Below are 21666 nucleotides of genomic sequence, written 5' to 3' on the forward strand. Positions count from 1 at the left end.
GCTCATCGCGCGTCTGGCGGACCGCTGCGGCGTTTTCGCGCAATGCGCCGGAATAAGGCCCCGCCCCGCGCGGGTAAGTCGTTTTCAAGGGAAGTCATTATTTTTCTCAAATGATGGTGTGACTATAACTCACGCTACAGGTATCTGGCTGCGGTTCGGTCGTATTCACGAACACATCAGATCGGCGTTTGTTGGTGGGGACGCTATTCTGGCTATTCCACGCGGCAGTGAATGCACGGGGGCTGCCTCCGGCAGCGCGGTCCCGCACATCTGAGATTTTTGGTCTTCAAACACCCTGCTCTCATGCAGCGAGCAGAGGCCGTTCGGATATCAAGCCGCACAGTAAGATCCCGACTTCTCCTTCAGACTGTCCATTCAGAAGACCGTTGCATTCAGGATATCGCGCTTCTTGTCAGGCCATAGTGCAGTCTATCCGGTGGAGCGCCATCGCCAGATCTTTCGGTAAATTTTCCAGAAAACAGCTGTGAATTTTCGAAAGAACTCCGGTCGCGAAAAACTTTCCCGACACGATCAGCAAGACATGACGCCGGAGCGCGACATGTCGGGCTGTCCCGCGCCACCGCTTCCGGCGCAGGGCAGCACAATCCTTACGACCAGACCGCAGGGCTTCGCATCGAGAAGCGCCATGCGTCCGTGATGCTCGCGCACGATCTTCGCGACGATCGGCAGACCAAGGCCCAGATGTCCGTCAAAATCGCCATACTCCGGAATTTTCCGCGACATTTCCATAAATGCGGAGCGGCGCTGTCGTACCGACATTCCCGGACCATCGTCGCTGACCTCGATCACGACCTCGCCATCCTCCTCGTCCACAACCACGGACACGGTGCTCGCGTGTCGGCGCCCGTTTTCGAGAAGGTTGCCGAACAGCCGCGTCATAGCCACAGGTTGGCAACGCAAAAGCACCGGCGGTCCGGGCCTAGCCCGTACTGCCCGGCCCACGGCGGCGAAGTCTGCGCTGACTTCCCGTGCGATCGCAGCCAGATCCACCATTTCCCACGCCTCGGTTTCGTCATGCCCCCGAAACAGCGACATGGCGTTGTCCAGCATACGTTTCATCAAATCGATATCGCGGCTCATGCCCTCCCTGTCCGCATATTCGCCGCCCATCTCCACCCGCAACGCAAGACGTGTCACAGGCGTACGAAGATCATGCGCGACTCCCATGAGCGCGCAGACACGCGCTTCGGCCGATCGCGCAAGACGCTCCTGGAGAGCGTTGAAGGCGTGAATGACGCCCCGGACTTCGGATGGCCCGGCTTCCCGGATCGGCGCGGAGCGGCCCAGGGCCTCGTATTGCGCGACGGCGTCCGCCAGCAGGCCCAGCGGACGGCGGACATACCACGCCAGCCATAGCAGCAGCACGGCCGCGCCAGCGGCGATCGTCCCGATCCAGAGCATTATCGGCAACGTCGCCAGCAGCATGCCCGATCCGTGGACGCGGGCGTAGTTGCGCACGAGAAAAGTCGCGCGGAGACTTTCGAAACTGACATGGGTGAACCCGGGCGGCCAGCCGTCCGCCACGCAATTCATGACGAGTGGCGCCCAGGTGTCGGGGATTTCCAGCGCATAAAGAGCGCGCCGCAAGCTTCGTGTCGCAAGATGTTCCGCTTGCGGTCGACAAGGAGCGTCTGTGTCCAGAACAATGGGCAGGTCGGGCGTGGAGAGTGCTGAGGCCATGGCGGGTCGGTCGGCTTCGCGAGTGGCCTTGATCGCCCGCAGCGCGTTGGCGACGCCGATGGCGTCGGGCCACGCCCCGGGCGGCGGCGCAGGCTCTTCGGCGCGAAGCGTCAGGAGCGCCGCCAGCGCCACCCCGAGCATGGCGGTCGAGCTTCCGCCGAGCAGAAGCGCCATCTGTCCCCGTAGCGACCGCGGATGGGGAACTTTCATGCCTCCACGCTCCAGCCCATCGCCTTGTAGCAGGCGAGCGTTTCTCGCGTGATAGCACGCGCCGCATTGCGCAGATCTGCATCAGTTCCCCGGCGACGGCCGAGAAGCAGGTCGAGGCCGCCTCCGATCGCCATATGGATCGGGACCGCCGTTCCAAGCGTTACAGCCGCAGGAAGGATCAATCCGGGTCTGCGGCCGCTGTCGGCGTTGACGTCGAACGCTGTCGCAGGCGCGCGATCGACGCGGCGTGGATCGTCGAGCCGGATACGGGCGGAGAGCGAGGATCGTCCAGCGCCGAAGCCGATCATCGTGCGTTCCAGCGCATTGCCGGCATCGACGCGCGCAAGTGTGACGCGCAGGATCGGAGACCCCGGATCCGGGGCTCCAGGCATTTGCAATGCGGCAGGGACGCCCGCCTGTCTTAATGCCGGGATCAGGCTGGAGGCCAGGGTGGCGTCCGCACGCGAGGCGGAGGCGTCCGGTCCCGTCACCTCCACAAACACCACATCCGGCGAATGGAGCGCCGCGAATGGAGCCACCGCGCCGGGCTCGCGATGGCTTACCGTTGTTCCCGCACAGCCGCCAAGGGTCAGCAATGCGAGCAGGCTGGCGGTTTCGACGAATTTCTTTCTACGGATTGCCGCGTCGGGATATGCATGGGTCATGTCATTGTTACGGCATGTAAGGCCGGTTCCCCCGCTTTTCCCGCAGCAGAACGCCAACGAAAAATTGTGCGTCGCCGCCGGGGGATGGCAGGTCGCGCGCCGTATCATCGCCAGTAGCGGAACACGGCGGAATGGCATGACGGGATGGCGCTTCAACAGGATGGTCGGCGTGCGGCTTGTCGAATGTGTCGTCCCGCACCGCGTAAGAACGGAAGTCCGGTCGATGACCGTTGAACGTCGGCGCCATGCGGAAGCGTCCGATGACGATCTCCTGCGCTGGTCGGGGCTGGGTGATCGTGACGCCTTCGACCAGATCGTGGTCAGGTATGGCCCTTATGCACTGCGGATGGCCAGCCGCCTGACCGGCAACGCGGAGGCGGCGGAGGATCTGGTGCAGGACGCTTTCGTAAGGGCGTGGAGTCACGCCCGGGAGTTCGATGGATCGCGCGCCCGGTTCACCACATGGCTTTATCGGATCATCGTCAATCTCAGCATCGATCTCAGCCGCAAGCGCCAGCTGGAGCCGCTTCCCGACGAATTCGACATGGTCGATGAGGGGCCATCGGCCGAGAATCGTCTGGAGGCGGCGCAGCAGCGGCATGCGCTCGTCGCGGCGCTTCAGGCCGTGCCGTCGCGACAGCGGGCCGCAATGACGCTGGTGTATGACGAAGGTCTGTCCGGCGCTGAAGCGGCGCGACGCATGGGACTTTCGGCCAAGGCGGTGGAGCGGCTGCTTGCTCGCGGACGGACGTTCTTGCGGGACAGGCTGGGAAGAGACGGGAGCGTGGAAGGAGGACGAAACCCATGATGACACAGACAAGATTTCGATATCTGGCGCGTAGCTACGGGGCGGACCTTTCCCGCTGGCCTGCCGTCGATCGTGATCCGGCGGAAGAACTTCTCGCGAATTCAGCCGAAGCTCGCGGCATCTTTAGAGAACAGCGGAGCATCGACACGGTCATCGCTCGTGCTTTCGACGCTCAGGACGTGGAGCTTGGCGCGCAGCGGGCCGGGGAAGACGAATATGCCGCGCTGGCGCGCCTTCGCGCGGGTGTTGCGGGGCGCATCGCCGGGCAACCCGCGACAAAAATTCGATCGCGCGGATGGCGCAGTTTCGCGCCCGATCGGTTGGTCGTGCTGCCCGTCTGGGTGACGACATCAGGAGGGCTCGCTGTCTTTCGCCGGGCAGGGCTGGCGCTCGGCTGCGTGTGCGCCGTGACGAGCGGCCTGTGGCTGGGGTGGATCCAGTCGTCCGGTGGTCCGGGCGATCTGCTCAACGCGCTTCTTGTCGTTCCTGTAAGTGGTGGCGGGTGATGATCTTTTATAACACGAACGGAAGACCGCGCCGCTGGCTGGCCATCGGTTCGCTTCTGCTGAATCTCTTTTTTGTCGCCGTCATCGGCGGGCAATATCTGCGCCATCGTGAAGACAGGGCGCCCATTCTCATGCGTGTCCTGCAGCATGTGACCGCCCAACTCGACGCCAGGGACGCCGAGGCTTTTCGCACAGTAATCCGTCAGGAAGCGCCACATTACGCGCAGGCGCAGGAAAACCTCGCGCGGGCTCGCAAGGAAATCGACCGGCAGTTACAGGCGCCGACGTTCGACGCGGACGCGACACGGACGGCCATGCGACAGTGGCAGGCAGCATGGAATATATTCGTCGGTACGTTCAGCGACGTTCTTGTTGACGCTATGGGCCGATTGTCTCCGGCGGGGCGTCGTGCGCTTCTCAACGCCGCACCACACCCGCGACCGGATCTCTGAAACCTCGTTTCAGGAAAAAGATCGAACGGTCTGGTTGCCCGGGGGGACTCCCTTGCTGTGATTCGTAGAACGCATGGTCGCAAGCGCGACCACGTTTCTTCTTCAGCTCTGGTGGCCGGCCCTTATGCCTCGAAAACAGTCTTTGACGCGGACGTCGTTTTTCTCAAGCGGACGTAACATTATTTCCCTGTGCGGCGCTCTGGCGCTTATGGCCTGCGCCGCACCTGCTCCCGTCGCGCCAGGAATCACGATCATGCCGCGCCCGGGGGAAAACTTCTTCATATTCCAGAAAAATGACGCCCGGTGCCGGCTCTACGCGCAGACGTAGACCGGCGGGACGCCGTCACGAGGCGCGACGAGGAGCGGCCTGAAAAGCGCGATCCTCGGCACAGGCGTCGGCGCCGCGTCGGGCGCCCTGATCGGAAGCGCCGTCGGTAATGCAGGCAACGGCGCCGCGATCGGCGCAGGAAGCGGTCTTCTGCTCGGTGCGCTCACAGGGGCGGGACGCGCGCGGCAAACCGGCCAGATGCTCCAGGACCGTTATGACGGCACGTATGCCCAATGCATGGTCGGTCACGGCGAACAACTGTCGCCGCCGGTGGCTTATGCGCCGCCACCCATTGTCGCCTGGCCACCGCCAGTCGTCATGTACCCAGTTCCCGCCGGTTAATGAAATTTGCGTCTGGAGTGTCGCACTCCGTCTCTCCGTTCGTAACACAAGCAGATAATCGAACGGAGATTTCCATGTCCGACTTTTTCAACCGGGCGGCGGCGGCCCGCGTGCTTTTCCTGTCTCTCGCCGTGGGTGTGGCCGGGATCGTCCTCAGTGACGTCGTTCAGGCCCAGGACGGGCCTCGGGATCAGAGGACGGAGAGTTTTCGGAGCGCTGACACAAATCGCGATGGACGAATTTCTGAAGAGGAGTTCGAGGCATTCGTGAAAATTCGTCTGGGATCTTCCGGCGGTATGCGCGCCGTCATGTTCAATCGTCTTACGCCGGACGAACAGAAAGCCCGCCTCGACGAGAAATTCGCGCAAATGGACGTCAACGGCAAAGGGTATCTGACCCTCGAGGACTGGCGCCCTCAATCCTGAAGACAAAACAGAAAAAATTAAATCCTGAGAGGAAGTAATGACTAAAATCTCCCATGCCCTTGGCGCCGTGGCAAGCATCGTGGCCGCTATCGCGTTTGTGGCTCCGGCGAAGGCTGGTACTGCGACCTATTGGGGGCCGCGCGGCGGCGTGACCACGGTGCACTCGCCCGGTCCCTATGTACATCCCATGTGGGGATCCTGTTGTTACGCGCCCCTGCGTGGCGCAGCGGCTGTCGCGGCGGGCGTCGCGACCGGTGCGGCGATCCGCGCAGCGGCGCAGCCTTATCCTTACGGCTACCCTTATCCGGTCTATGTGGCGCCGAGGCCGGTCGTGTATCCTCCGGCGATCATCGTGGCGCCTGCTCCCTCCTATGTTTACCCGGCGCGTCCGCTGCCATGACCGCTCTTTTTCGGAAAAACTTTTCCTTGTCATGCTCTGGACGATTTCCGGTAGCCGGGATTGTCCTGATTCTTACATCCTGCGCCGGCGCCCACGTCCAGAATCCTGCGACGGTGAACGACGGGCGACCTGTTGCGCCGGTCGCTGTGACCGTGACAACGACCATGCCCAAGACAACACAGAACGCAGCACGTCTAGACCGCAATATGCAGGCTCTCGCAGCCGGATTGGCGAAACAACTGCAAGAGGCCTGTATTGTCGCATATGTTGCCGATCCGCCAGAAGCCACGCCTCACCCGAACGGCGATGGACTTGCGCTTGTCGTCGATATTGGCTCGCTTCAGACCGGCAACGCCTGGACGCGAGAACTGGTGGGGTTCGGAACAGGTAAAAGCCTCCTGCAATCTCACGTCGTCTTGTATGACGAACGCGGCGCCCAATCGGCGGATCTCCTTGACTTTACCGTCAGGGCGGATAGCGGCTCGATGCCCGGCGTTATCGCCAGCGCCTGGAATCCGATCGGGCTTGGCGTTCACAGCGCGCGGGCCATCGCAAAGGAGGCGCTGAGCGACAGTCACGAGGATGCGGACCGGAGCGTAAAGGCAATCGTCAGGAAAATGGTGGAATACTACCGGACGACTGGATGGCTGCCGCCCAGCTGATCGGCACAGGAACAACCCTTGAGCACTCCCCCTCAGGGGTGTTTTGCACGCCGACTTATCCGATGTGATTGGCGTTTCGTTTGTGTGTATTTCTCGACCTGAGCAAATTAAGGTCAGCCTGTCCCAAATGCGGAAAACAAAGCGGTTTTGACTCGGTATGCGCTTTCCGCAAGTGGAACTATCGCCCGCCAGATATGGTTTCCGTCAGTGTGTAGAAACTTTCTCCATTGCCGGATTTAGCGAGCACCGGGGATGTGACAGCGTATCGCGTCACGCTTTGTGGTGTTGAAACATCCTGTTACCCTTGGTTGTTTCGAGGTCTTGGAAAAAATTTTACCGAAAAACGAAATGCCAAAAATTCTCTGATATATTTCCTTCAGAGAACGTTTCTTGACGTTATTTGGAAATAATAATGACAAAACTCTATAATATCTTGCGATATTTTTCACTATAAATCGGTCCGAGTAAAATATCCGGGAGGTATTGCAGAAAAACTGGTCGAAACCGAAGAAGCTTCACAGGTAAACTTAACGCCTGCGCGCGCGATCGGAATGCCAAAAAATCGGTCCCGCCCGTTTTTTTTAGTGCGAATGAGGGCCCCGGATTCCGACAGGTAATGCCCCCCCGCTTCAGCGCCCAAAACTCTTAGAAGACGTCGGGCGACGCCACGGACATCTTCGCCGCCGTCAACGTATTACGAAGCAGGCACGCGATCGTCATCGGCCCGACGCCGCCCGGCACAGGGGTGATCCGGCCAGCGACTGGCGCCACTTCGTCGAACGCGACGTCGCCAACCAGCTTCGTCTTCCCGGAGTCCGTTGGAATGCGCGTAATGCCGACGTCGATAACTGTCGCACCGGGTTTCACCCAGTCTTTCGTCACGAGCGCACGATGGCCGGTCGCGACGACCAGAATGTCCGCCGTGCGCGCCAGCGCCTGCGGGTCGACCGTATCGATATGGGCGACGGAAACCGTGCAGCCCTCGTTCAGCAACAGCAACGCCATCGGTTTGCCGACCAGATTCGATGCGCCGACGACAACGGCGTTCAGGCCGCGTAATTTCCCGACGGCAGATTTCAGCAGCATCATGCAGCCCAGAGGGGTGCAGGGGACCAGTCCGGGCAGTCCCAGCGCCAGCCGCCCGGCGTTCACCTCGCCCAGCCCGTCTACATCCTTCTCCGGCGCGATCGCATTGGTCACGCGTCTGGCGTCGACTCCCGCGGGCAAAGGCAATTGCACGAGTATGCCGTGAATCTCGGGGTCGCGATTCAACCGATCAACCAGCGTCAGCAACGCGGCTTCGGACGTCGTTTCCGGCAACATGTGCATGAATGAGCGCATACCGGCGCGATGCGTCTGCAGCGCCTTGTTGCGCACGTAAACTTCGCTGGCGGGATCGTTGCCGACCAGAACCACAGCCAGTCCAGGGGTGACGCCGTGCTCTGCGTGGAAGGCGCGAACCTGCTCGGCAGTCTCCCTCGTCAGCGCCGTGGCGAACGCTTTGCCATCTATCAGTTTCTCACGGCCTGCCGCGGCGCTGCCGGAGGCGCCGCCCTCGGGATGCTCCGCAGCCTTGCGGGCGTGGGGAAATTCGGGCGAACTGAAATCGGACATGGTCTGGTTTTCGCTCAGGCGGCAGGTCATGGAAATGGAACGGACAAGCGGAAGCGCGAGATGGAACAGAACACCGGCGAACAGATATCCGCCAACGCCCCGGCCCCAGACGCACAGGCTGCCCGTCAGGCTGGGGAACACATACGCAAGAACTTCGCCAGCGACAACGTCGCGCCGGTTTGTCCGGAAATTCTGGCGGCGATCAACGAGGCCAATGTGGGGGCCACGCCCTCTTACGGCGCAGACCCCTGGACCACGCGTCTGAAGGCCCGGGTTGCGGAGATTTTCGAAACCGACGCGGCCGTCTTTCCTGTGACCACGGGAACGGCGAGCAACGGGCTCGCCCTGTCCGCTCTATGTCCGCCCTGGGGCGCCGTGTTGTGCGACGAGAGCGCACATATCGACAACGAGGAATGCGGCGCGCCAGAGTTTTACACGCATGGCGCCAAGCTGCGTCCGCTCCCTTCCGCTGACGGTCGCATCGATCCGGCGTTGCTTGCGCGTGCGCTCAATGGACACGCGGACAGGGGTTTCCATCTAAGCAAGCTCTCAGCTCTCAGCGTCACGCAGGCCACGGAATGGGGAGCCACATACTCACTGGAGCACCTGCGCGAAGTCACCGATCTGGCGCGGGGAGCGGGCCTTGGCGTGCATATGGACGGCGCGCGCTTCTCGAACGCGCTGGCGCATCTCGGTTGCTCGCCCGCCGATATGACGTGGCGCGCGGGCGTCGATATCCTCTCGCTGGGCGCCACAAAAAACGGAGCTCTGGCGGCTGAAGCGCTCATCGTCTTCGATCCCGCTCGGGCAGTGGAGATGGAGCGGCGGATCAAGCGCGCTGGCCATGTCTGGTCGAAGCAGCGTTTCCTCAGCGCGCAGTTGCTCGCATGGTTCGCCGACGATCTGTGGCTGCGCAACGCCCGCAACGCCAACGAGATGGCCTCGCGCCTGGCGCGAGGCCTGTTGCGCCAGCCCGGCGCGACGCTGCCCTATGCGATCGAGAGCAACGAGGTGTTCGTCGTATTGCCTGAGCCCCTTGTTCAGGGGCTGGAGCAGGCCGGATACGATTTTTATCGCTGGACGACGCCGCCGGGCGTCGAAGGCGTGCTGATCCGGCTGGTCACGCGTTACGACACGACGCCGGACGATATTGACGGGTTGCTGGCCTCTCTGTCCGCCGTAGCATAGCGACAGGCCGCGCCGCAGCTTGGCTGCCGAGGTGGGGGACCCGCAACACGCTGGGGCGCCGCCCGTCAGCGGAGGCTGCATTGCTACGGGGCGCATGTGTGTTGCGTAATGAAAAAGAGATTTTATTTGTAAGCCAATATCGAAGTGCTTTTTCACAATACTGTTCGTCCTTCGATGTTTTGACTTCGCAAATTGAAAACGGTCTGCTTTGTCTCTAAATCCGTGAGTCCACAGATATTTTATGAACTTTGAGGCTGCACCTCACATGAAACGTGGCGCCGCGTAATTTCGATACGTCTGACGCCTGCTCGGGTGGATTATCTTGCGGAGGTGGCCCGGTGGTCTTCGCTGTGTGTCCACAAAGGTATGCTTCGGTGGACATCCGATTGGCCGATATTTTTCAGAATTTCTGTTTCTTATTTATCAGTCGGAACAGGCATCGGGCGGCGGCGTTGTCGGCCGTAGATCACGTTCGTGAGACCGATCGAGAATACCGCGCTGCGAGCACGCTGCGGGTTCACACCACAGACGCGATCATAGATAAATTACTGTAATTGTGGAAAATTTATCGCGTTGGCGACTGCTGTCGTCGCTACGTCATCCCCCATTCTAGGGGCGAGTTTGTGGCGAAAAGCGGCGTAAACGCCCGGCCCCATATACTTGAGTATAATCGATCCCTGTCAATTTCGCAGCTAACGGTTCAGGTGCTTGAATACATTTGGGGGATTGACCCATGGATCCTTTACAGCGTCGCGGTTTCCTGTCCGCCGCCAGTTTGCTCGGTGTGGCGGGCGTCGCCAACGCCGCCACTTTCGGGAATCCCGATCGTCCACTGGAAGGTAAAATCAACGCCAAAACGGCGTCGAGCCTGTCCGATCCGGGGCCTGTGAACCCGGCTCTCGCGTCGCAATTCCCGTCGTTTCAGAATCCCCCCGCGACGGACGTCAACGGCATGCCCCTGTTCTGGGCGTCGTTCAACAACGCACACAGACGCTACCAGAATGGCGGATGGGCGCGCGAGGTGACGCAGGAAGATTTCGCGATTTCGGAAGACATATCCGGAGTGAATATGCGCCTCAGTGCGGGTGGCATTCGCGAAATGCATTGGCATCAGCAGGCCGAATGGGCGTTCATGATCGCCGGAAAATGCCGCATCACCACTCTGGACGAGCAGGGTCGGCCCAGCGTCGAGGACGTCGAGCAAGGCGATATCTGGTATTTTCCGCCCGGCCTCCCGCATTCTCTGCAAGGGTTAGGGCCAGACGGCGCTGAATTCGTTCTTGCCTTCGATAACGGCATGTCGTCCGAGTTCAATACATTGCTGTTGACCGACTGGGTGGCGCATACGCCGCCGGAAGTTCTGGCGAAAAATTTCGGTGTGCCAGCAGACACCTTCAAAAATATTCCGCTCGATAATCTTTGGATTTTCCAGGGGGACGTTCCCGGCGATCTTGCGACTGACCAGAAGAACTCTCGCGTTCAGCCGGGCGCACAGAAGGTTATCTATCGCCTGTCGCGCTCCAAGCCGGTTGCGCTGAGCAATGGCGGACAAGCGCAGATTGTCGATAGCCGCAATTTTCCGATTTCGAAGACGATCGCGTCGGCTCTGGAAACCATAAAGCCCGGAGCTCTGCGAGAGATGCATTGGCACCCCAATGCGGATGAATGGGCGCTCGTCCTGAAGGGGAAGGCGAGGGTGACCGTGTTCAACACGGGGCCGCGTGCTCAGACGACCGACTTCAATCCGGGAGATATATGGTACATAAAGAAAAGCTTGGGACATTATATAGAAAATACTGGAAACGAAGACTTTGTTGTTTTGACTGTCTTCAAATCGGATCGCTTCGCCGAGGTCACCTTGACCGACTGGTTGACACATGTTCCGCCGGAAATGGTCGCCCAGACGCTCAACCTACCTTTGGATGTGATCAAGCGCTTCCCGACGAACAAGCCTGACTTCATGCCTATCTGAGCGGAAGGGCTTCGCGTCCTGAGTAGTGAGCATTACATCACAGCGCTCTGTGGAAACTCTGTTTTCACAGAGCGGGAGACAGCTACTGGCTCCCATCCCACATGTTTGTTGCGAGGCGTCACGCGGCTGAGAAGAAAAATCTATCCCGCTGCACCTCGTGTCGCAAAAACCTTTTGTCTTGTTCTGGGCGCAAAGCATTATCTGACCACGCTGATCCGTGGACGATGCTGTGCTCTGGCCGAGCGAGAAAAATGCCCGACTGGCAACCGCGTCCAGTCAGGCGGGCTTCGAAAATGATGGCTTCACCACGTGAATCCGATAGTGGCCTGCGCGTTCCGCCGTTCGCCGTAGTAGCAGAACTCCTGCCCGTAAGAGGCGTAGGCCAAGCAGTTCGAGACAAACCGTTTGTCAAAAATATTGCGGACGCTTGCGCCGACAGTCCACCCTCGCAGCGAGCGGGACAGATTCGACAGATCGTAACGTAGCGATCCGTCGAACAGGGCATATTGCGGAACCCAGACGCTTCCGTAAGTCGCTTCGCCGCCATAGGCTTTAGAGGTGTAACGCATGCCGGCGCCAAACCCCAGCCCCTTTGCTGGGCCGGATGGCATGGTGTAGAACGCGAACAACGACGCGTTGCCCTTGCCAGATTGGATCAGAGGTTTTCCCGTTGAATCGTCGCGAACCTTCTGAACGCTCACAGCGGCCGTGATTAACAGGTTCTTGTAGAGATCCGCGTGGGCTTCGAATTCGAAACCATCGGAATGAACCTTCCCGCTCTCGGTGCTGTAACCAAGGTTGCCGACGGCGACGAGAACATTGGTCTGCTCGATGTGAAATCCCGCCGCCGTCAAGAGAACCTGCGTTCCGGGAATCTGATACTTGACGCCGCCTTCAAGTTGCTTGCCGATTGACGGGTCGGCCTGACGGAGCGTGGCTCCGCCGTCGTTAGAAACCAGCCCTGATTGTGGCTGGAAGGATGTTGAATAGCTGATGTAGGGAGAAAGACCGAAATTGAAATGATAGAGACCTGACGCACGCCACGTGATCTGACTCGGGCTTTCGCGAGTATCTGATCCTGAAAGATGCTCTATCTGCCGGGAGCGGTACCAGTCGTTTCGCAGACTCCCTGTCAGGATGAGGTTACGCCAGTGAATCTCGTCCTGACCATAAGCGCCGATCTGATGTGAATCAGCCGTGTAACGTGCGCCGACCTGTTGGGCCGGGAAAACCATGTGGTAATCCGGATGCAGCACGTTCAGATCAGGGGCGTCTCCGGACGTATAAGTTTCGGAGGCGCTTTGCCACATATAGTCGAAGCCGAACATCATAGTGTGCGTCAGGGGGCCGGTGCGCACATGACCTTTGAACTGGCTGTCGAACGCCAGATTGTGGACGTGTTCGTTCGTACCATAGGCGTATCTGGGAACGGTGTCCGGGGTGTCATAATATCCGGCGTCATAGACACTGCGGTTGATGACTTTGATATCGTCGTAGCGTCCACGCGAACTGAAGCTCCACGCGTCGTTGAATCGGTGATTGAAGATATACGTAAAGGAGCCGTGCTTGCGGTTGAATTTTTCTACGCCGACGTCTCCGTCATAGAAGTTGCGCGGCAGATAGCCGAAGGACGCCCGCTTGAGCGACCCGACCAGCGGTACGCCGCCATACGTGCCGCTTTCGGGGTCGTATTGGTAATTCCCCAGCAGTGTCAGCGTGGTTGGCCCGTCGCCGCCAAACGTGAAAGCCGGGCTGATGGAAAAACGACGGCTTCCTGTTTTGGACAACTGGGTGTGCTGTCCGTTCACCGTTCCATAAAGCCGGTAGCGTACAAAGCCGTTATCGGTAGCGTAGCCCCCCACGTCGGCGTCGACGCGATAGAGGTCGAACATGCCGCCAGTGGCGTTTACGCCGCCATAAAACCGCTGGTCCGTCGGAAGCTTGCTCGATAGCGCGGCCAAACCGCCGGGGCTGGACTGTCCATAGAGCGCAGAGGCCGGTCCCTTGAGAATCTCCACACGATCGAGACGAGACGTATCGGTTTGAGCAACCGCATAACCCGTCGGACTGTCCTGCAGCTTCAGTCCGTCGAGAAAACTGGGTATGCTGAAGCCACGTAACAGGTATTGATCGTAACGCGTGCCGATGCCGCCGCGCAGATCCGGGGTGATTCCCGCCGCGTAACGCACGGCCTGATTGAGGGACAGGACGCCCCGCACATCCATCTCATCACGAGAGATGACAGTTACGGACTGTGCTGTGTCTACGAGGGGAGTGTCCGTCTTGGTGGCGGAGGACGCGACAGTAGCGGACCTTTTTCCACGGATTTTTACCTGTTCGACTGTCGTCGCCTGAGCGCCGGACGTTGTAGGCTTTCGCGCGGACTTTCCGCCGTCGGCGGTCGTTTTTGTTACAGGCAGCGGTGATTTCTGGTCCGCAGCACGAACCTTGCCGCCTACGCACAGCGACAGGGAGATGAGAAAAAGAACTCGTGCGCGGTGTCCGCCGGATATCATGACTGGCTCCTGCCTGATTTCGCAGGGGTTCTAACGATAGTGCGAGTCATTTGCAATACGTGCGCAACTAAAGCGATATGAGGCTTACGATTTGTGGCCTGGAAGCGTCACGCGAACAGATTTGGCTGATTACGTGAGTGAAAAATCTCGACGTTGTAAGAAGTTCGCTCCTTAGCTTGGAGCCCGCGGGTTTGGGTCAAGAGCTCCGTCGTAACGGACGATGCGTGGGGTCCATGCGTAGCCATCAAAAGGGGAATCCAGAAAAAATTTTCCGAAAACCTGAATTGGAGCCTAGCCTTTCGATTAGCGGTGCCGGATTTGCTCAGGGCGGCCGATGAATTGGCCTGATGAATCGATTTTCGGTTTTTTGTTAAAAAAAGTATCTGATCACGCTGCGTATTATGGCGTCGATATCGCCGTCGAGTATTACAGGCGATGACTTCAGAGGGCGTCGCCAGCCCTCTCCAGCCACCAGACGGGGCCCTGTGAAATAGGCTCCGATACGTCCCGCAGGCGTGCCGACGCGACCTGCGGCGGCAACGGTTGCTCCCACATCAGGCGCCAGGGGCTGTGCTGGGTCGAAAGCAGTTTCTGGGTCAGCCGGTCGACCACATTGCGTTCGCTGAACTCAGCGCCTTTCCAGAAACTTCTGCCGCGAAGGAAATCTTCGGCGTAATCGCTCCATGATTCGTAGGTGCGCTGGACGTCACGGGCCATGTCGAAAAGATATGGCCAGCATTCGTCTTCGCTCAGCCAGTCATGCAGTCGGCCGCCATAGACCAGCATGACGGCGCGGGCCGTGTCGAAGGCGAGGAATTTGGCTTTCAGCATTCCGAGATGATCGCTGAGAAGCGCGTCGATCCGGTATAGTTCGGCGCGGGCGTCTTCGTCGTAATCAGCAGTTTTCCCCAGTTCCTTGCGCCGCTCAGCGATGTTCTGCAGAGGGCTGACGCTGTAATCGGTCAACCGGGCCATGTGTCCGACGCGATGTCCCTCCCGTCCCAGCCAGTTGAGTGTGGCGATCAGCGTCCGGCGATCCTGCACGCTCCAGAATGTCTTCATCCGGGCGGCGACGCGCGCCTTCAACGTGGCGGCCCCCGGCGCCTCGGGTTGTGTCAGCGCGTCCAGCGCATACCCTTCGCTCGCGACGAGCGGCGCTCCCATGGCGAGCGCCCATGCGCGTTGCGCGTTCTCCGGGTGACCGGTGGGAAGGGCGAAGCGCAGCTTCGGGGTCGCGGTTCTGAGCAGCATCGCGTTTTCCCGTCAGATCTCGTTGCTTACGAGATAGGTTCGCACTTCGGACAGCGTCCCGTCACGAAATTTCAGCTGAACCGAGACGCTTTTCGCTGATGCAGGACCGCGAGCCGATAGCTCGGCCCCAGGCGCCAGCGGTTGCGGCCACTGGTCCTTGCCGCCCGCGGGCAGTGGAAAAAGAAGATTGGGCGCTTCCGTATCGAATCCATACCGCACTTCTGAAAGAGCGGCCCGATTGGCGACCAGCGTCGCAAACCAGACCGTTGTCCTGTCAAACCGACGTGTCACCGTGGTCCATCGCACGTTCTGGCGCTCGAGAGCCGCGCGAGCGCGCGCCGGTGCATCTACTGCAAAGGCAGCAGGAGGGGCGATGTTGGCGACGACGGTCGTATGCCGGGCCTCGGGTGCTCTGTGCAGCAGAAATGCGCCGAAAAATGATGAGGCGACAAGAAACACGCAGGCCGCCGCAGCGGCTATCGGTATCGGCGGAAGGACGAGGCGCCGCCGGTTCTCCAGAGAGCCTGCGGTAGTCTCGGCGTCGATCAGATGGCCGCGCCCGACATTGAGGGGCGCTGCAAGCACCGGCGGCCCTTCCACGGCGGTTCGCAGAGCGGCAAGCGCCGCCGGCGAAAGGCGGCCATGTAGAAAGCGGCGGCGGTCCCAGGCGTCGCGCAACAGCGCTTGAGCGCGGGCGCGCTCTGCGCCATCCAGTCGCCCGCCAGACGGCAGCAGCTTCGACAGGTTCTCCGACGTGGCGAGCGCAATCGCGGCGGCCTGCCCATAAGGGTGGCGCTTTGGATCTTGGAGCAAGTCCAGCCAATCTTCCGCCTCGAGACGGTCGAGGAGCGCCCTGTGCCATTCGGGCTCACGTCGTGCGGGTAGCGATGCTGGGTCGCGCCAGTCGAAACGATCCGCAAGAGCGCGAATTAGTCCGGCTGAGATCGTCAGGAATGGGTGAAGCCGCCCGAACAACGCCCATTCGAGCCCGTCGCTCCGGCCGGGCCGGGGGGGGATGTCGCGAATGGTCTGCTCCAGCAACGCCATTGCAACCTGGGCATTGCCAGTTCGGCGTAAGGAGTCAAAACTCTCGAGAAATTCCTCGATCGGCGGTTCGCCGGGGAGTTTTTCGGGCTCAGGCGTTGCGTTCGGCAGGCGCGCGAGAACGCAGGCGGACTCGTAAGCGGCGCGCAGAAGCTGGAACGCTTCCTGATCGTCTTCCGGGTTGGTTGATCGCAAAAGCCGGGCGTAGGCTCGCTTGATCGCCCGTTCGTCCCGGGTGGCGTCAATGCCAAGGATTGACCAGCAGTCGCGTCCGCCCGGCGCGTGTCGCTCGCCAGTCACAGGGGTGTCGCTGCGAGAGATTCGAGCGCCGCTTTCAGCCGGTCCGCCGCGTCGTTGATCGACTGACGATCCTGCGCCGTCAAGGCGCGCTCGAACAGGCCGATTTCGGTCGCCAGAGACGCGCGCGTCGCGCCGAGCGTTTCTTCATAGAGCCTTTCCGCCCGTGCCAGCAGCAGGCGGGTTGGCACTTCCTCGCGCGGATGAATCTTGATCTCCGCCAACGCCTCCAGCCGCTCCTCGATTTCTTCCTGGCTGAGAAGACCTGGGTTTTCCTCGATCACCAGCCGTTCGATCGACTGGGTTTCGACGTCCTGCGCAGTTACTTCAAGAATGCCGTTTATGTCATAGGTGAAACGAACGTCGATGGCCTGCTGCGCCGCCGGGCGGGGCTGAAGCATCATCTGAAGCTTGCCGAGAAGAATGTTGTCCTTGACCAGGCGACTCTCGCCCTGGAACACCCTGACCTCGACACCGCCCTGATAGTCCTTGGTCGGCGTTACGCGTTGCACGCGGCTTACGGGCACGACGGTGTTGCGTTCAATGATCGGCAACAATCGTCCGGCGGCGGAACCGGAGGCGCCGGTTTCAGAGACTTCGATGCCAAGGGTGTAGGGCGCGACGTCGGTCAGCACCACGTCGTCCAGCGCGGCGTCGCGCATTTTCAGGCCCGCCTGCACCGCGGCGCCGCAGGCCACCACTTCGTCCGGGTTGATCTGTTGCAATGGAAACTGTCCGAACATGGTGGCGGCGAGGCTGCGCACGAGCTTCATGCGTGTCGCTCCGCCCACCAGCACGACGCGGCTGAGTTCCCTCGGCTGTATGCGGCTGTCGCGCAAGGCGCGCTCCACAGGGCGGCGCAATTGTTCCAGCAGGGGGGCGGTGATGACCGCGAATTCGTTCGCCGTCAGGGTGGCGTCGAAATTTCCGGCGTCGCTGCGAAGAGCAATCTCAACGGAACTCTCGGTGTTGAGCCGATGACGAGCCTGCTCCACAGCTGCCCGCAGCCGTGCGATTTCTACGATCCCCGTGGCGGACAGCGGATCGGCCCGCCAGCCGGTCTCACCCCGAAACCAGCCGATCAGCGCGTCGTCGAAGTCCTCGCCGCCGAGGAAATTGTCCCCGGCCGTTGCGCGAACCTCCATGACGCCGTCGAACAGTTCGAGAACCGAAACATCGAACGTGCCGCCGCCAAGATCGAAGACGAGGATGCTCCCGTCCTCCTCCTGCTCCTGCAGCCCGTAGGCAAGGGCGGCCGCAGTCGGTTCGTTGAGCAGGCGTTCGACCTTCAAACCTGCGAGCCTTCCTGCGGCCCGCGTTGCGTTGCGTTGCGTGTCGTTGAAATACGCGGGCACGGTGATGACTGCCTCGGTCACCCGCTCGCCCAGAAAAGCCTCCGCATCGGCTTTCAGGGAGCGGAGAACAAAAGACGACAGTTCCTCCGGGCGGAATGTCTGTCCGCCAAGCGTCACCGTGCGTGCCGTTCCCATGATGCGCTTGAACGCCGCAGCGGTGCGGTCGGGATGCGTCGTCAACCGTTCGCGCGCGGTCTGCCCGACCAGTATCTCACCGTTCCTGTCGACGCTGACGACCGATGGCGTAAGATGGCCGCCATGCGCCTGAGGCACGAGCACAGGCCTGCCGTCCTTCCAGACGCTGGCCAGGCTGTTGGTCGTTCCGAGGTCTATCCCGATAATCACCGTGTGCTCTTCAGCAATGAATCGCGAACCCGGCCGTTCGTCATGATTGTTTTGACCGGAAGAGGCTATAACTCAAGCATCCGCTGTGCACTTTGACAACCGTTCTACCCACGACTCAAACCGGTCGCTTGCAGGGCGTCCGGCGCAACATTTCGATTCGGCTGTTCGTCTGAAGAAACGCCGCCGCCACGCATCCTCATATGCCCTAACGCGGATACGGTGGCGGCAGTTGCCTGCTTGCTACGTGTGCTCAGCAACACATTTTGTGAGCAATCGTTCGTGTGTCGACGATCACGCGGAGAACTGTTCGGTGATGATGCGTTCGGAGAGATTCTGCCCCGGGTCGAACAGCACCGTTGCGGATTGTTCGCGATTTTCTCGCACCGTCACCGAGACGACGTCACGCACCTCGGTAAAATCCGCCACGGCCGCCACCGGCCGTTTTTCCGCCTCAAGCACCGTGAACGTGACCTCCGCCGTCGACGGCAGAAGCGCTCCACGCCATCGCCTGGGCCGGAAGGCGCTGATCGGCGTGAGGGGCAGCAGGTTGCCCGACAGCGGGACGATGGGGCCGTGCGCCGAAAGATTGTAGGCTGTTGAGCCCGCGGGCGTGGAGACCAGCACGCCGTCGCAGATCAGTTCCGGCATACGTTCGCGCCCGTCGATGTCGATGCGGATCTTGGCTGCCTGCCGCGTTTGCCGGAACAGGAAGACATCGTTCAGCGCATAGGCCTCGTGCTCGGTTCCATCGGCGCAGACCGCACGCATGATGAGCGGGTGCAACATTGCAAGCTGGGCGACGGACAGACGAGCCGGAAGATCATCTTCGTCGAACGGATTCATCAGAAAGCCGACCGACCCGCAGTTCATGCCGTAAACAGGGATGCACCGCCCGGTCGCCCGCCGCAGCGTCTCCAGCATGAAGCCGTCGCCGCCAAGGCAGATCACCGCCTCCGCATCGTCAAACGCGCAATCACCGTAGCGATCGACAAGGCGCTGATAGGCCTCCTGCGCGACAGGCGTCTGCGTCGCCAGAAAACAGAGCCGGGTCGGGGGATCTCGCAGAATAGGAAAGGCGGATGGGTCGAGGCTCATTGCGCTGAGTCTACCTGTATTGCGGCGTCGGGGCCATCGGCGTGCGGAGGACGCCCCGCACCATCGTAATTCAAGCCTTGCGGCGGAAAACGCCCGCGCGCATCAGCCTGCTCACGATCCCCGGCGCGGCCAGCAACGGGTGGCGTTCGGCGAATGGCGTCAGCGTCAGCGCTACGCCAGTGTGGCGCGATATCTTCCAGACCAGATATCTGGCTCCGCCCGCAAAGGTGAAAGACGCCTTGATCAGCCGTGCGACGTTTAGCGGCCGGCCCATTCCGGCCCGGACGCGCCAGCGGCGAGACGCGGGGACGCGCATGGTCGTCGGCAGGCCGGGATCGAGCATTGCCCCGTCCGCCGAAGCAGGCAGATTTCCGGCCAGCCAGCACAGCGGCAGCAGCCTGCGGTACCGCGCTTCCGCCCCGCCAAGCAGGCTGGCCGGGCGCCGCGACGATTCCACTCGCAATTCCGCTGCGTAGGTGCGTTCGAACAGCCCGAGCCAATACTGCTCCGCATCTCCGCGTTCCGGCCCGAGTTTTGCAGCCCAAAGGGCCGCCGTGGCGACGGCCCGCACCACGCAACGCAGAATCGCGTCGGCCGCCGTCGTGTCCCTGACCCAGACAAGGCGCGCGGGTTGCGAAAAACGCGCCCAAACCGTCGTGTCGAAGGCGTCCGGGCGCGTCAGGCGGCGGAACTGCGCCAGAGACAGGATAGCGACTTTGGCGCGCATCACGCGCCCGTCGATTGATCGCTCGTGATATTCGACGTTTGGCGGCAGTAGGGCATTTGCGATGCGCGCGACGCGTCCGCGCGGCCAGTCGCGCTGACGCTCCACGATCACGTAAAAATCCAGCACGCTGTCAGAAAGGTCAGCGTCGTCCGCCCCGGAACTGGATCCGGCAGTTGCGCCAGAGTCCTGTTCCGGGGGTGTATTGTCGAGTAAACGGGCTGCGGACCCATAGAACAGCACGCCCAGCGGCCGCGCCGCACCGACGATCGCGGCGGCGAAACGTGCGACCGATGGCGGTGTGGGCCGCGTCAGCTCCGTCACCAACGTATCCGCAACAGCGCCAGCTGCGCTCAATGACAAGCCGGCGCGGGTGGAGTTGATCATGGAAAGACCCTGCTTCTGGATTGTCGTGTTTCCCGGACCTCAAGCCCGACGATAACGCCTGTGAGTCGTCTGAGGCGGCGCAAACGCGTTAAGGGCGACGCAATTGAGAGCCGCCTTCATAGTCCGTTCGCTCAGGCGTTGACGAAAGCGATGCCCGGCCCTTGTGCGAGCAGGATGCAGCCATCCGGACCTGTGTCCAGCTCTTCGCCGTCGAGCACGAGCCGATCGCGCGTCTCGATCCGGACCGACCCTGCCTGACCGCTGCGGTAGGTTGATGATGACCGGAGCCAGCCGGGCTTCTCGCGGCGCATGAGCGATGCGAGGGCGCGGGGCAGTTTTTTCGGATTGGCGAGAATATCGAGGTAGAAGAAACCGCCGTTCGCAGGCGTCGCGTTGTTCCAGAACGGCCATATGCCGTGGCCCAGTCGGTGCAGGGCGGAGCAGAGAAACAGAAATCGGGCGGCGTCTTCCGGCGCGTCCTCGTCGATCGCCAGCGACATCACTTCACCGTTCATCCAGCGACGCCGGGTCTCCTTTCGGAGCAACTGGCGCACTGCCCAGATCACCGTCGCCAGCACCGCCATGTCATGAGAGTAACGATTGAGGATCGCAGGCTGATGGGCCAGTTCGATCCCGCGCGTGAAAGCTGCCAGGCCGCAGAACATTCCTGCGATCGGCGCGCGGTTCGAACCCGGCCAGGACACCAGGATGGGGCGTCGGGTCTGCGTGTTGGAGAACAGCGTGCCGTTCCGCTCGCGCTCGAGCAGCGTCGTCAGCGCGGCGACGCCGCGATTCTTCAGACCGACGTCCTCGGCGATCAGATTCGTGTTTCCGGACGGCAGAATCGCGAGGGTGGGCAGCTCGCCGGGAGGATAGACGGCGATAATGGCGCTCATCACGTCGCTGACCGTGCCGTCGCCGCCGTTCACGACGATGCAGCGAACGCCCTGAGCGGCCAGCGCCTTGATCTCCGTGAACAGCTCGTCCCGGTCGGACGGGGTGAGGAACATCGGACCGAGCTGACGCGCAGCTTCCCGTTCGAACTCGCCGTCGCCGTCGCGCGCGTTGCGGCGGCTCCGCGGGTTATGAATCAGGGCGAGGCGTGACGTCACTGGATATTCCGCAAATCTTGCTCGTCGTGCGAGGCGTCGTGAGGGGACGTCTCAGTGTCGGGGCAGGCGGGTCTCCCCGGCTGGTCGGCTGATATAGACAGGCTGGCCGCAATTGTCACACGCCGTCCGTCCCGCTAATTCTCCGCCAGCTGTCGTGCGCTGCGGCGATACGTGCTCCGCACTTGATCCGTTGGCGAGTTTAAGGGATCGATGGCGGTGTTGACGTCCTGCGGCCGGACGAAAACCCGGAACGTATGCTAGTGTGCG

General features: G+C 61.3%; 19 protein-coding genes. 9 read left to right on the forward strand and 10 right to left on the reverse strand.

Annotation, left to right across the window (positions count from 1 at the left end; translation table 11 throughout):
• Window positions 1-531: 531 nt before the first annotated feature.
• Both J2D73_RS00635 and J2D73_RS00640 read right to left on the reverse strand, forming a co-directional pair.
• On the reverse strand, window positions 532-1911 hold the full coding sequence (locus tag J2D73_RS00635) for an ATP-binding protein (protein WP_243429505.1): 1380 nt from the start codon (window positions 1909-1911) through the stop codon (window positions 532-534).
• Window positions 1908-2576 carry a DUF4410 domain-containing protein gene (locus J2D73_RS00640; RefSeq protein WP_207878406.1) on the reverse strand — a complete coding sequence of 223 codons (669 nt, stop codon included), beginning with the start codon at window positions 2574-2576 and terminating at the stop codon, window positions 1908-1910. Before J2D73_RS00640 ends, J2D73_RS00635 begins: the two co-directional genes overlap by 4 nt.
• On the opposite strand from J2D73_RS00640, the gene J2D73_RS00645 reads away from it, so the two are divergent.
• The 7 genes from J2D73_RS00645 to J2D73_RS00675 all read left to right on the forward strand — a co-directional run bounded on the left by J2D73_RS00645 (window position 2575) and on the right by J2D73_RS00675 (window position 6499).
• The gene (locus tag J2D73_RS00645) at window positions 2575-3384 is read left to right on the forward strand and encodes a sigma-70 family RNA polymerase sigma factor (RefSeq protein ID WP_243429506.1); all 810 of its coding nucleotides are present in this window, start codon (window positions 2575-2577) and stop codon (window positions 3382-3384) included. The genes J2D73_RS00640 and J2D73_RS00645 overlap by 2 nt on opposite strands.
• The gene (locus tag J2D73_RS00650; protein ID WP_207878407.1) at window positions 3381-3890 is read left to right on the forward strand and encodes a hypothetical protein; all 510 of its coding nucleotides are present in this window, start codon (window positions 3381-3383) and stop codon (window positions 3888-3890) included. Before J2D73_RS00645 ends, J2D73_RS00650 begins: the two co-directional genes overlap by 4 nt.
• Entirely contained in the window at window positions 3890-4342 is a 453-nt protein-coding gene (locus tag J2D73_RS00655) for a periplasmic heavy metal sensor (protein WP_207878409.1), read from the forward strand. The genes J2D73_RS00650 and J2D73_RS00655 overlap by 1 nt, the downstream gene beginning before the upstream one ends.
• 418 nt (window positions 4343-4760) lie before the next feature.
• Entirely contained in the window at window positions 4761-5012 is a 252-nt protein-coding gene (locus J2D73_RS20610; RefSeq protein ID WP_341534998.1) for a hypothetical protein, read from the forward strand.
• Between the two features lie 74 nt (window positions 5013-5086).
• On the forward strand, window positions 5087-5437 hold the full coding sequence (locus J2D73_RS00665; RefSeq protein ID WP_207878411.1) for an EF-hand domain-containing protein: 351 nt from the start codon (window positions 5087-5089) through the stop codon (window positions 5435-5437).
• Between the two features lie 37 nt (window positions 5438-5474).
• Complete coding sequence (locus J2D73_RS00670; RefSeq protein ID WP_207878413.1) at window positions 5475-5837, forward strand: hypothetical protein; 363 nt, start codon at window positions 5475-5477, stop codon at window positions 5835-5837.
• Window positions 5834-6499, forward strand: a complete 666-nt coding sequence (locus J2D73_RS00675; RefSeq protein ID WP_207878415.1) for a DUF4410 domain-containing protein — start codon at window positions 5834-5836, stop codon at window positions 6497-6499. Before J2D73_RS00670 ends, J2D73_RS00675 begins: the two co-directional genes overlap by 4 nt.
• A gap of 645 nt (window positions 6500-7144) precedes the next feature.
• Here J2D73_RS00675 and folD read toward each other — a convergent pair.
• Window positions 7145-8113 carry a bifunctional methylenetetrahydrofolate dehydrogenase/methenyltetrahydrofolate cyclohydrolase FolD gene (folD, locus tag J2D73_RS00680; protein ID WP_207878417.1) on the reverse strand — a complete coding sequence of 323 codons (969 nt, stop codon included), beginning with the start codon at window positions 8111-8113 and terminating at the stop codon, window positions 7145-7147.
• Window positions 8114-8173: 60 nt separating this feature from the next.
• Here folD and J2D73_RS00685 point away from each other — a divergent pair, with 60 nt between their 5' ends.
• Both J2D73_RS00685 and J2D73_RS00690 read left to right on the forward strand, forming a co-directional pair.
• On the forward strand, window positions 8174-9301 hold the full coding sequence (locus J2D73_RS00685) for a threonine aldolase family protein (RefSeq protein WP_207878419.1): 1128 nt from the start codon (window positions 8174-8176) through the stop codon (window positions 9299-9301).
• 733 nt (window positions 9302-10034) lie between these two features.
• Entirely contained in the window at window positions 10035-11273 is a 1239-nt protein-coding gene (locus J2D73_RS00690) for a cupin domain-containing protein (protein ID WP_207878421.1), read from the forward strand.
• Window positions 11274-11575: 302 nt separating this feature from the next.
• On the opposite strand, the gene J2D73_RS00695 is transcribed toward J2D73_RS00690, so the two are convergent.
• From J2D73_RS00695 to J2D73_RS00725, 7 genes are all read right to left on the reverse strand, one after another.
• The gene (locus J2D73_RS00695; RefSeq protein WP_207878423.1) at window positions 11576-13789 is read right to left on the reverse strand and encodes a TonB-dependent siderophore receptor; all 2214 of its coding nucleotides are present in this window, start codon (window positions 13787-13789) and stop codon (window positions 11576-11578) included.
• A gap of 441 nt (window positions 13790-14230) precedes the next feature.
• Entirely contained in the window at window positions 14231-15040 is an 810-nt protein-coding gene (locus J2D73_RS00700) for a DUF1266 domain-containing protein (protein WP_207878425.1), read from the reverse strand.
• Window positions 15041-15052: 12 nt separating this feature from the next.
• On the reverse strand, window positions 15053-16384 hold the full coding sequence (locus tag J2D73_RS00705; RefSeq protein ID WP_207878427.1) for a J domain-containing protein: 1332 nt from the start codon (window positions 16382-16384) through the stop codon (window positions 15053-15055).
• Window positions 16381-18081, reverse strand: coding sequence for an Hsp70 family protein (locus J2D73_RS00710; protein WP_207878429.1), 1701 nt, complete (start codon window positions 18079-18081; stop codon window positions 16381-16383). The genes J2D73_RS00705 and J2D73_RS00710 overlap by 4 nt, the downstream gene beginning before the upstream one ends.
• Before the next feature lie 291 nt (window positions 18082-18372).
• Entirely contained in the window at window positions 18373-19176 is an 804-nt protein-coding gene (locus J2D73_RS00715) for an NAD kinase (RefSeq protein WP_207878431.1), read from the reverse strand.
• 70 nt (window positions 19177-19246) lie between these two features.
• Window positions 19247-20287, reverse strand: a complete 1041-nt coding sequence (locus J2D73_RS00720; protein ID WP_207878433.1) for a hypothetical protein — start codon at window positions 20285-20287, stop codon at window positions 19247-19249.
• A gap of 131 nt (window positions 20288-20418) precedes the next feature.
• Window positions 20419-21399: an acylglycerol kinase family protein gene (locus J2D73_RS00725; protein ID WP_207878435.1), complete on the reverse strand. Its 981-nt coding sequence runs from the start codon at window positions 21397-21399 to the stop codon at window positions 20419-20421.
• Window positions 21400-21666 lie beyond the last annotated feature (267 nt).

The sequence above is a fragment of the Acetobacter sacchari genome, assembly GCF_017377715.1.
Classification (GTDB): domain Bacteria; phylum Pseudomonadota; class Alphaproteobacteria; order Acetobacterales; family Acetobacteraceae; genus Acetobacter; species Acetobacter sacchari.

Bases quoted from the DNA above. Each gene is read 5' to 3' on its own strand.
- J2D73_RS00635 (WP_243429505.1), bottom strand. From the start codon at position 1,911: ATGAAAGTTCCCCATCCGCGGTCGCTACGGGGACAGATGGCGCTTCTG.
- J2D73_RS00645 (WP_243429506.1), top strand. From the start codon at position 2,575: ATGTCATTGTTACGGCATGTAAGGCCGGTTCCCCCGCTTTTCCCGCAG.
- J2D73_RS00640 (WP_207878406.1), bottom strand. From the start codon at position 2,576: ATGACCCATGCATATCCCGACGCGGCAATCCGTAGAAAGAAATTCGTC.
- J2D73_RS00650 (WP_207878407.1), top strand. From the start codon at position 3,381: ATGATGACACAGACAAGATTTCGATATCTGGCGCGTAGCTACGGGGCG.
- J2D73_RS00655 (WP_207878409.1), top strand. From the start codon at position 3,890: ATGATCTTTTATAACACGAACGGAAGACCGCGCCGCTGGCTGGCCATC.
- J2D73_RS00665 (WP_207878411.1), top strand. From the start codon at position 5,087: ATGTCCGACTTTTTCAACCGGGCGGCGGCGGCCCGCGTGCTTTTCCTG.
- J2D73_RS00670 (WP_207878413.1), top strand. From the start codon at position 5,475: ATGACTAAAATCTCCCATGCCCTTGGCGCCGTGGCAAGCATCGTGGCC.
- J2D73_RS00675 (WP_207878415.1), top strand. From the start codon at position 5,834: ATGACCGCTCTTTTTCGGAAAAACTTTTCCTTGTCATGCTCTGGACGA.
- folD (WP_207878417.1), bottom strand. From the start codon at position 8,113: ATGTCCGATTTCAGTTCGCCCGAATTTCCCCACGCCCGCAAGGCTGCG.
- J2D73_RS00685 (WP_207878419.1), top strand. From the start codon at position 8,174: ATGGAACAGAACACCGGCGAACAGATATCCGCCAACGCCCCGGCCCCA.
- J2D73_RS00690 (WP_207878421.1), top strand. From the start codon at position 10,035: ATGGATCCTTTACAGCGTCGCGGTTTCCTGTCCGCCGCCAGTTTGCTC.
- J2D73_RS00695 (WP_207878423.1), bottom strand. From the start codon at position 13,789: ATGATATCCGGCGGACACCGCGCACGAGTTCTTTTTCTCATCTCCCTG.
- J2D73_RS00700 (WP_207878425.1), bottom strand. From the start codon at position 15,040: ATGCTGCTCAGAACCGCGACCCCGAAGCTGCGCTTCGCCCTTCCCACC.
- J2D73_RS00715 (WP_207878431.1), bottom strand. From the start codon at position 19,176: ATGAGCCTCGACCCATCCGCCTTTCCTATTCTGCGAGATCCCCCGACC.
- J2D73_RS00720 (WP_207878433.1), bottom strand. From the start codon at position 20,287: ATGATCAACTCCACCCGCGCCGGCTTGTCATTGAGCGCAGCTGGCGCT.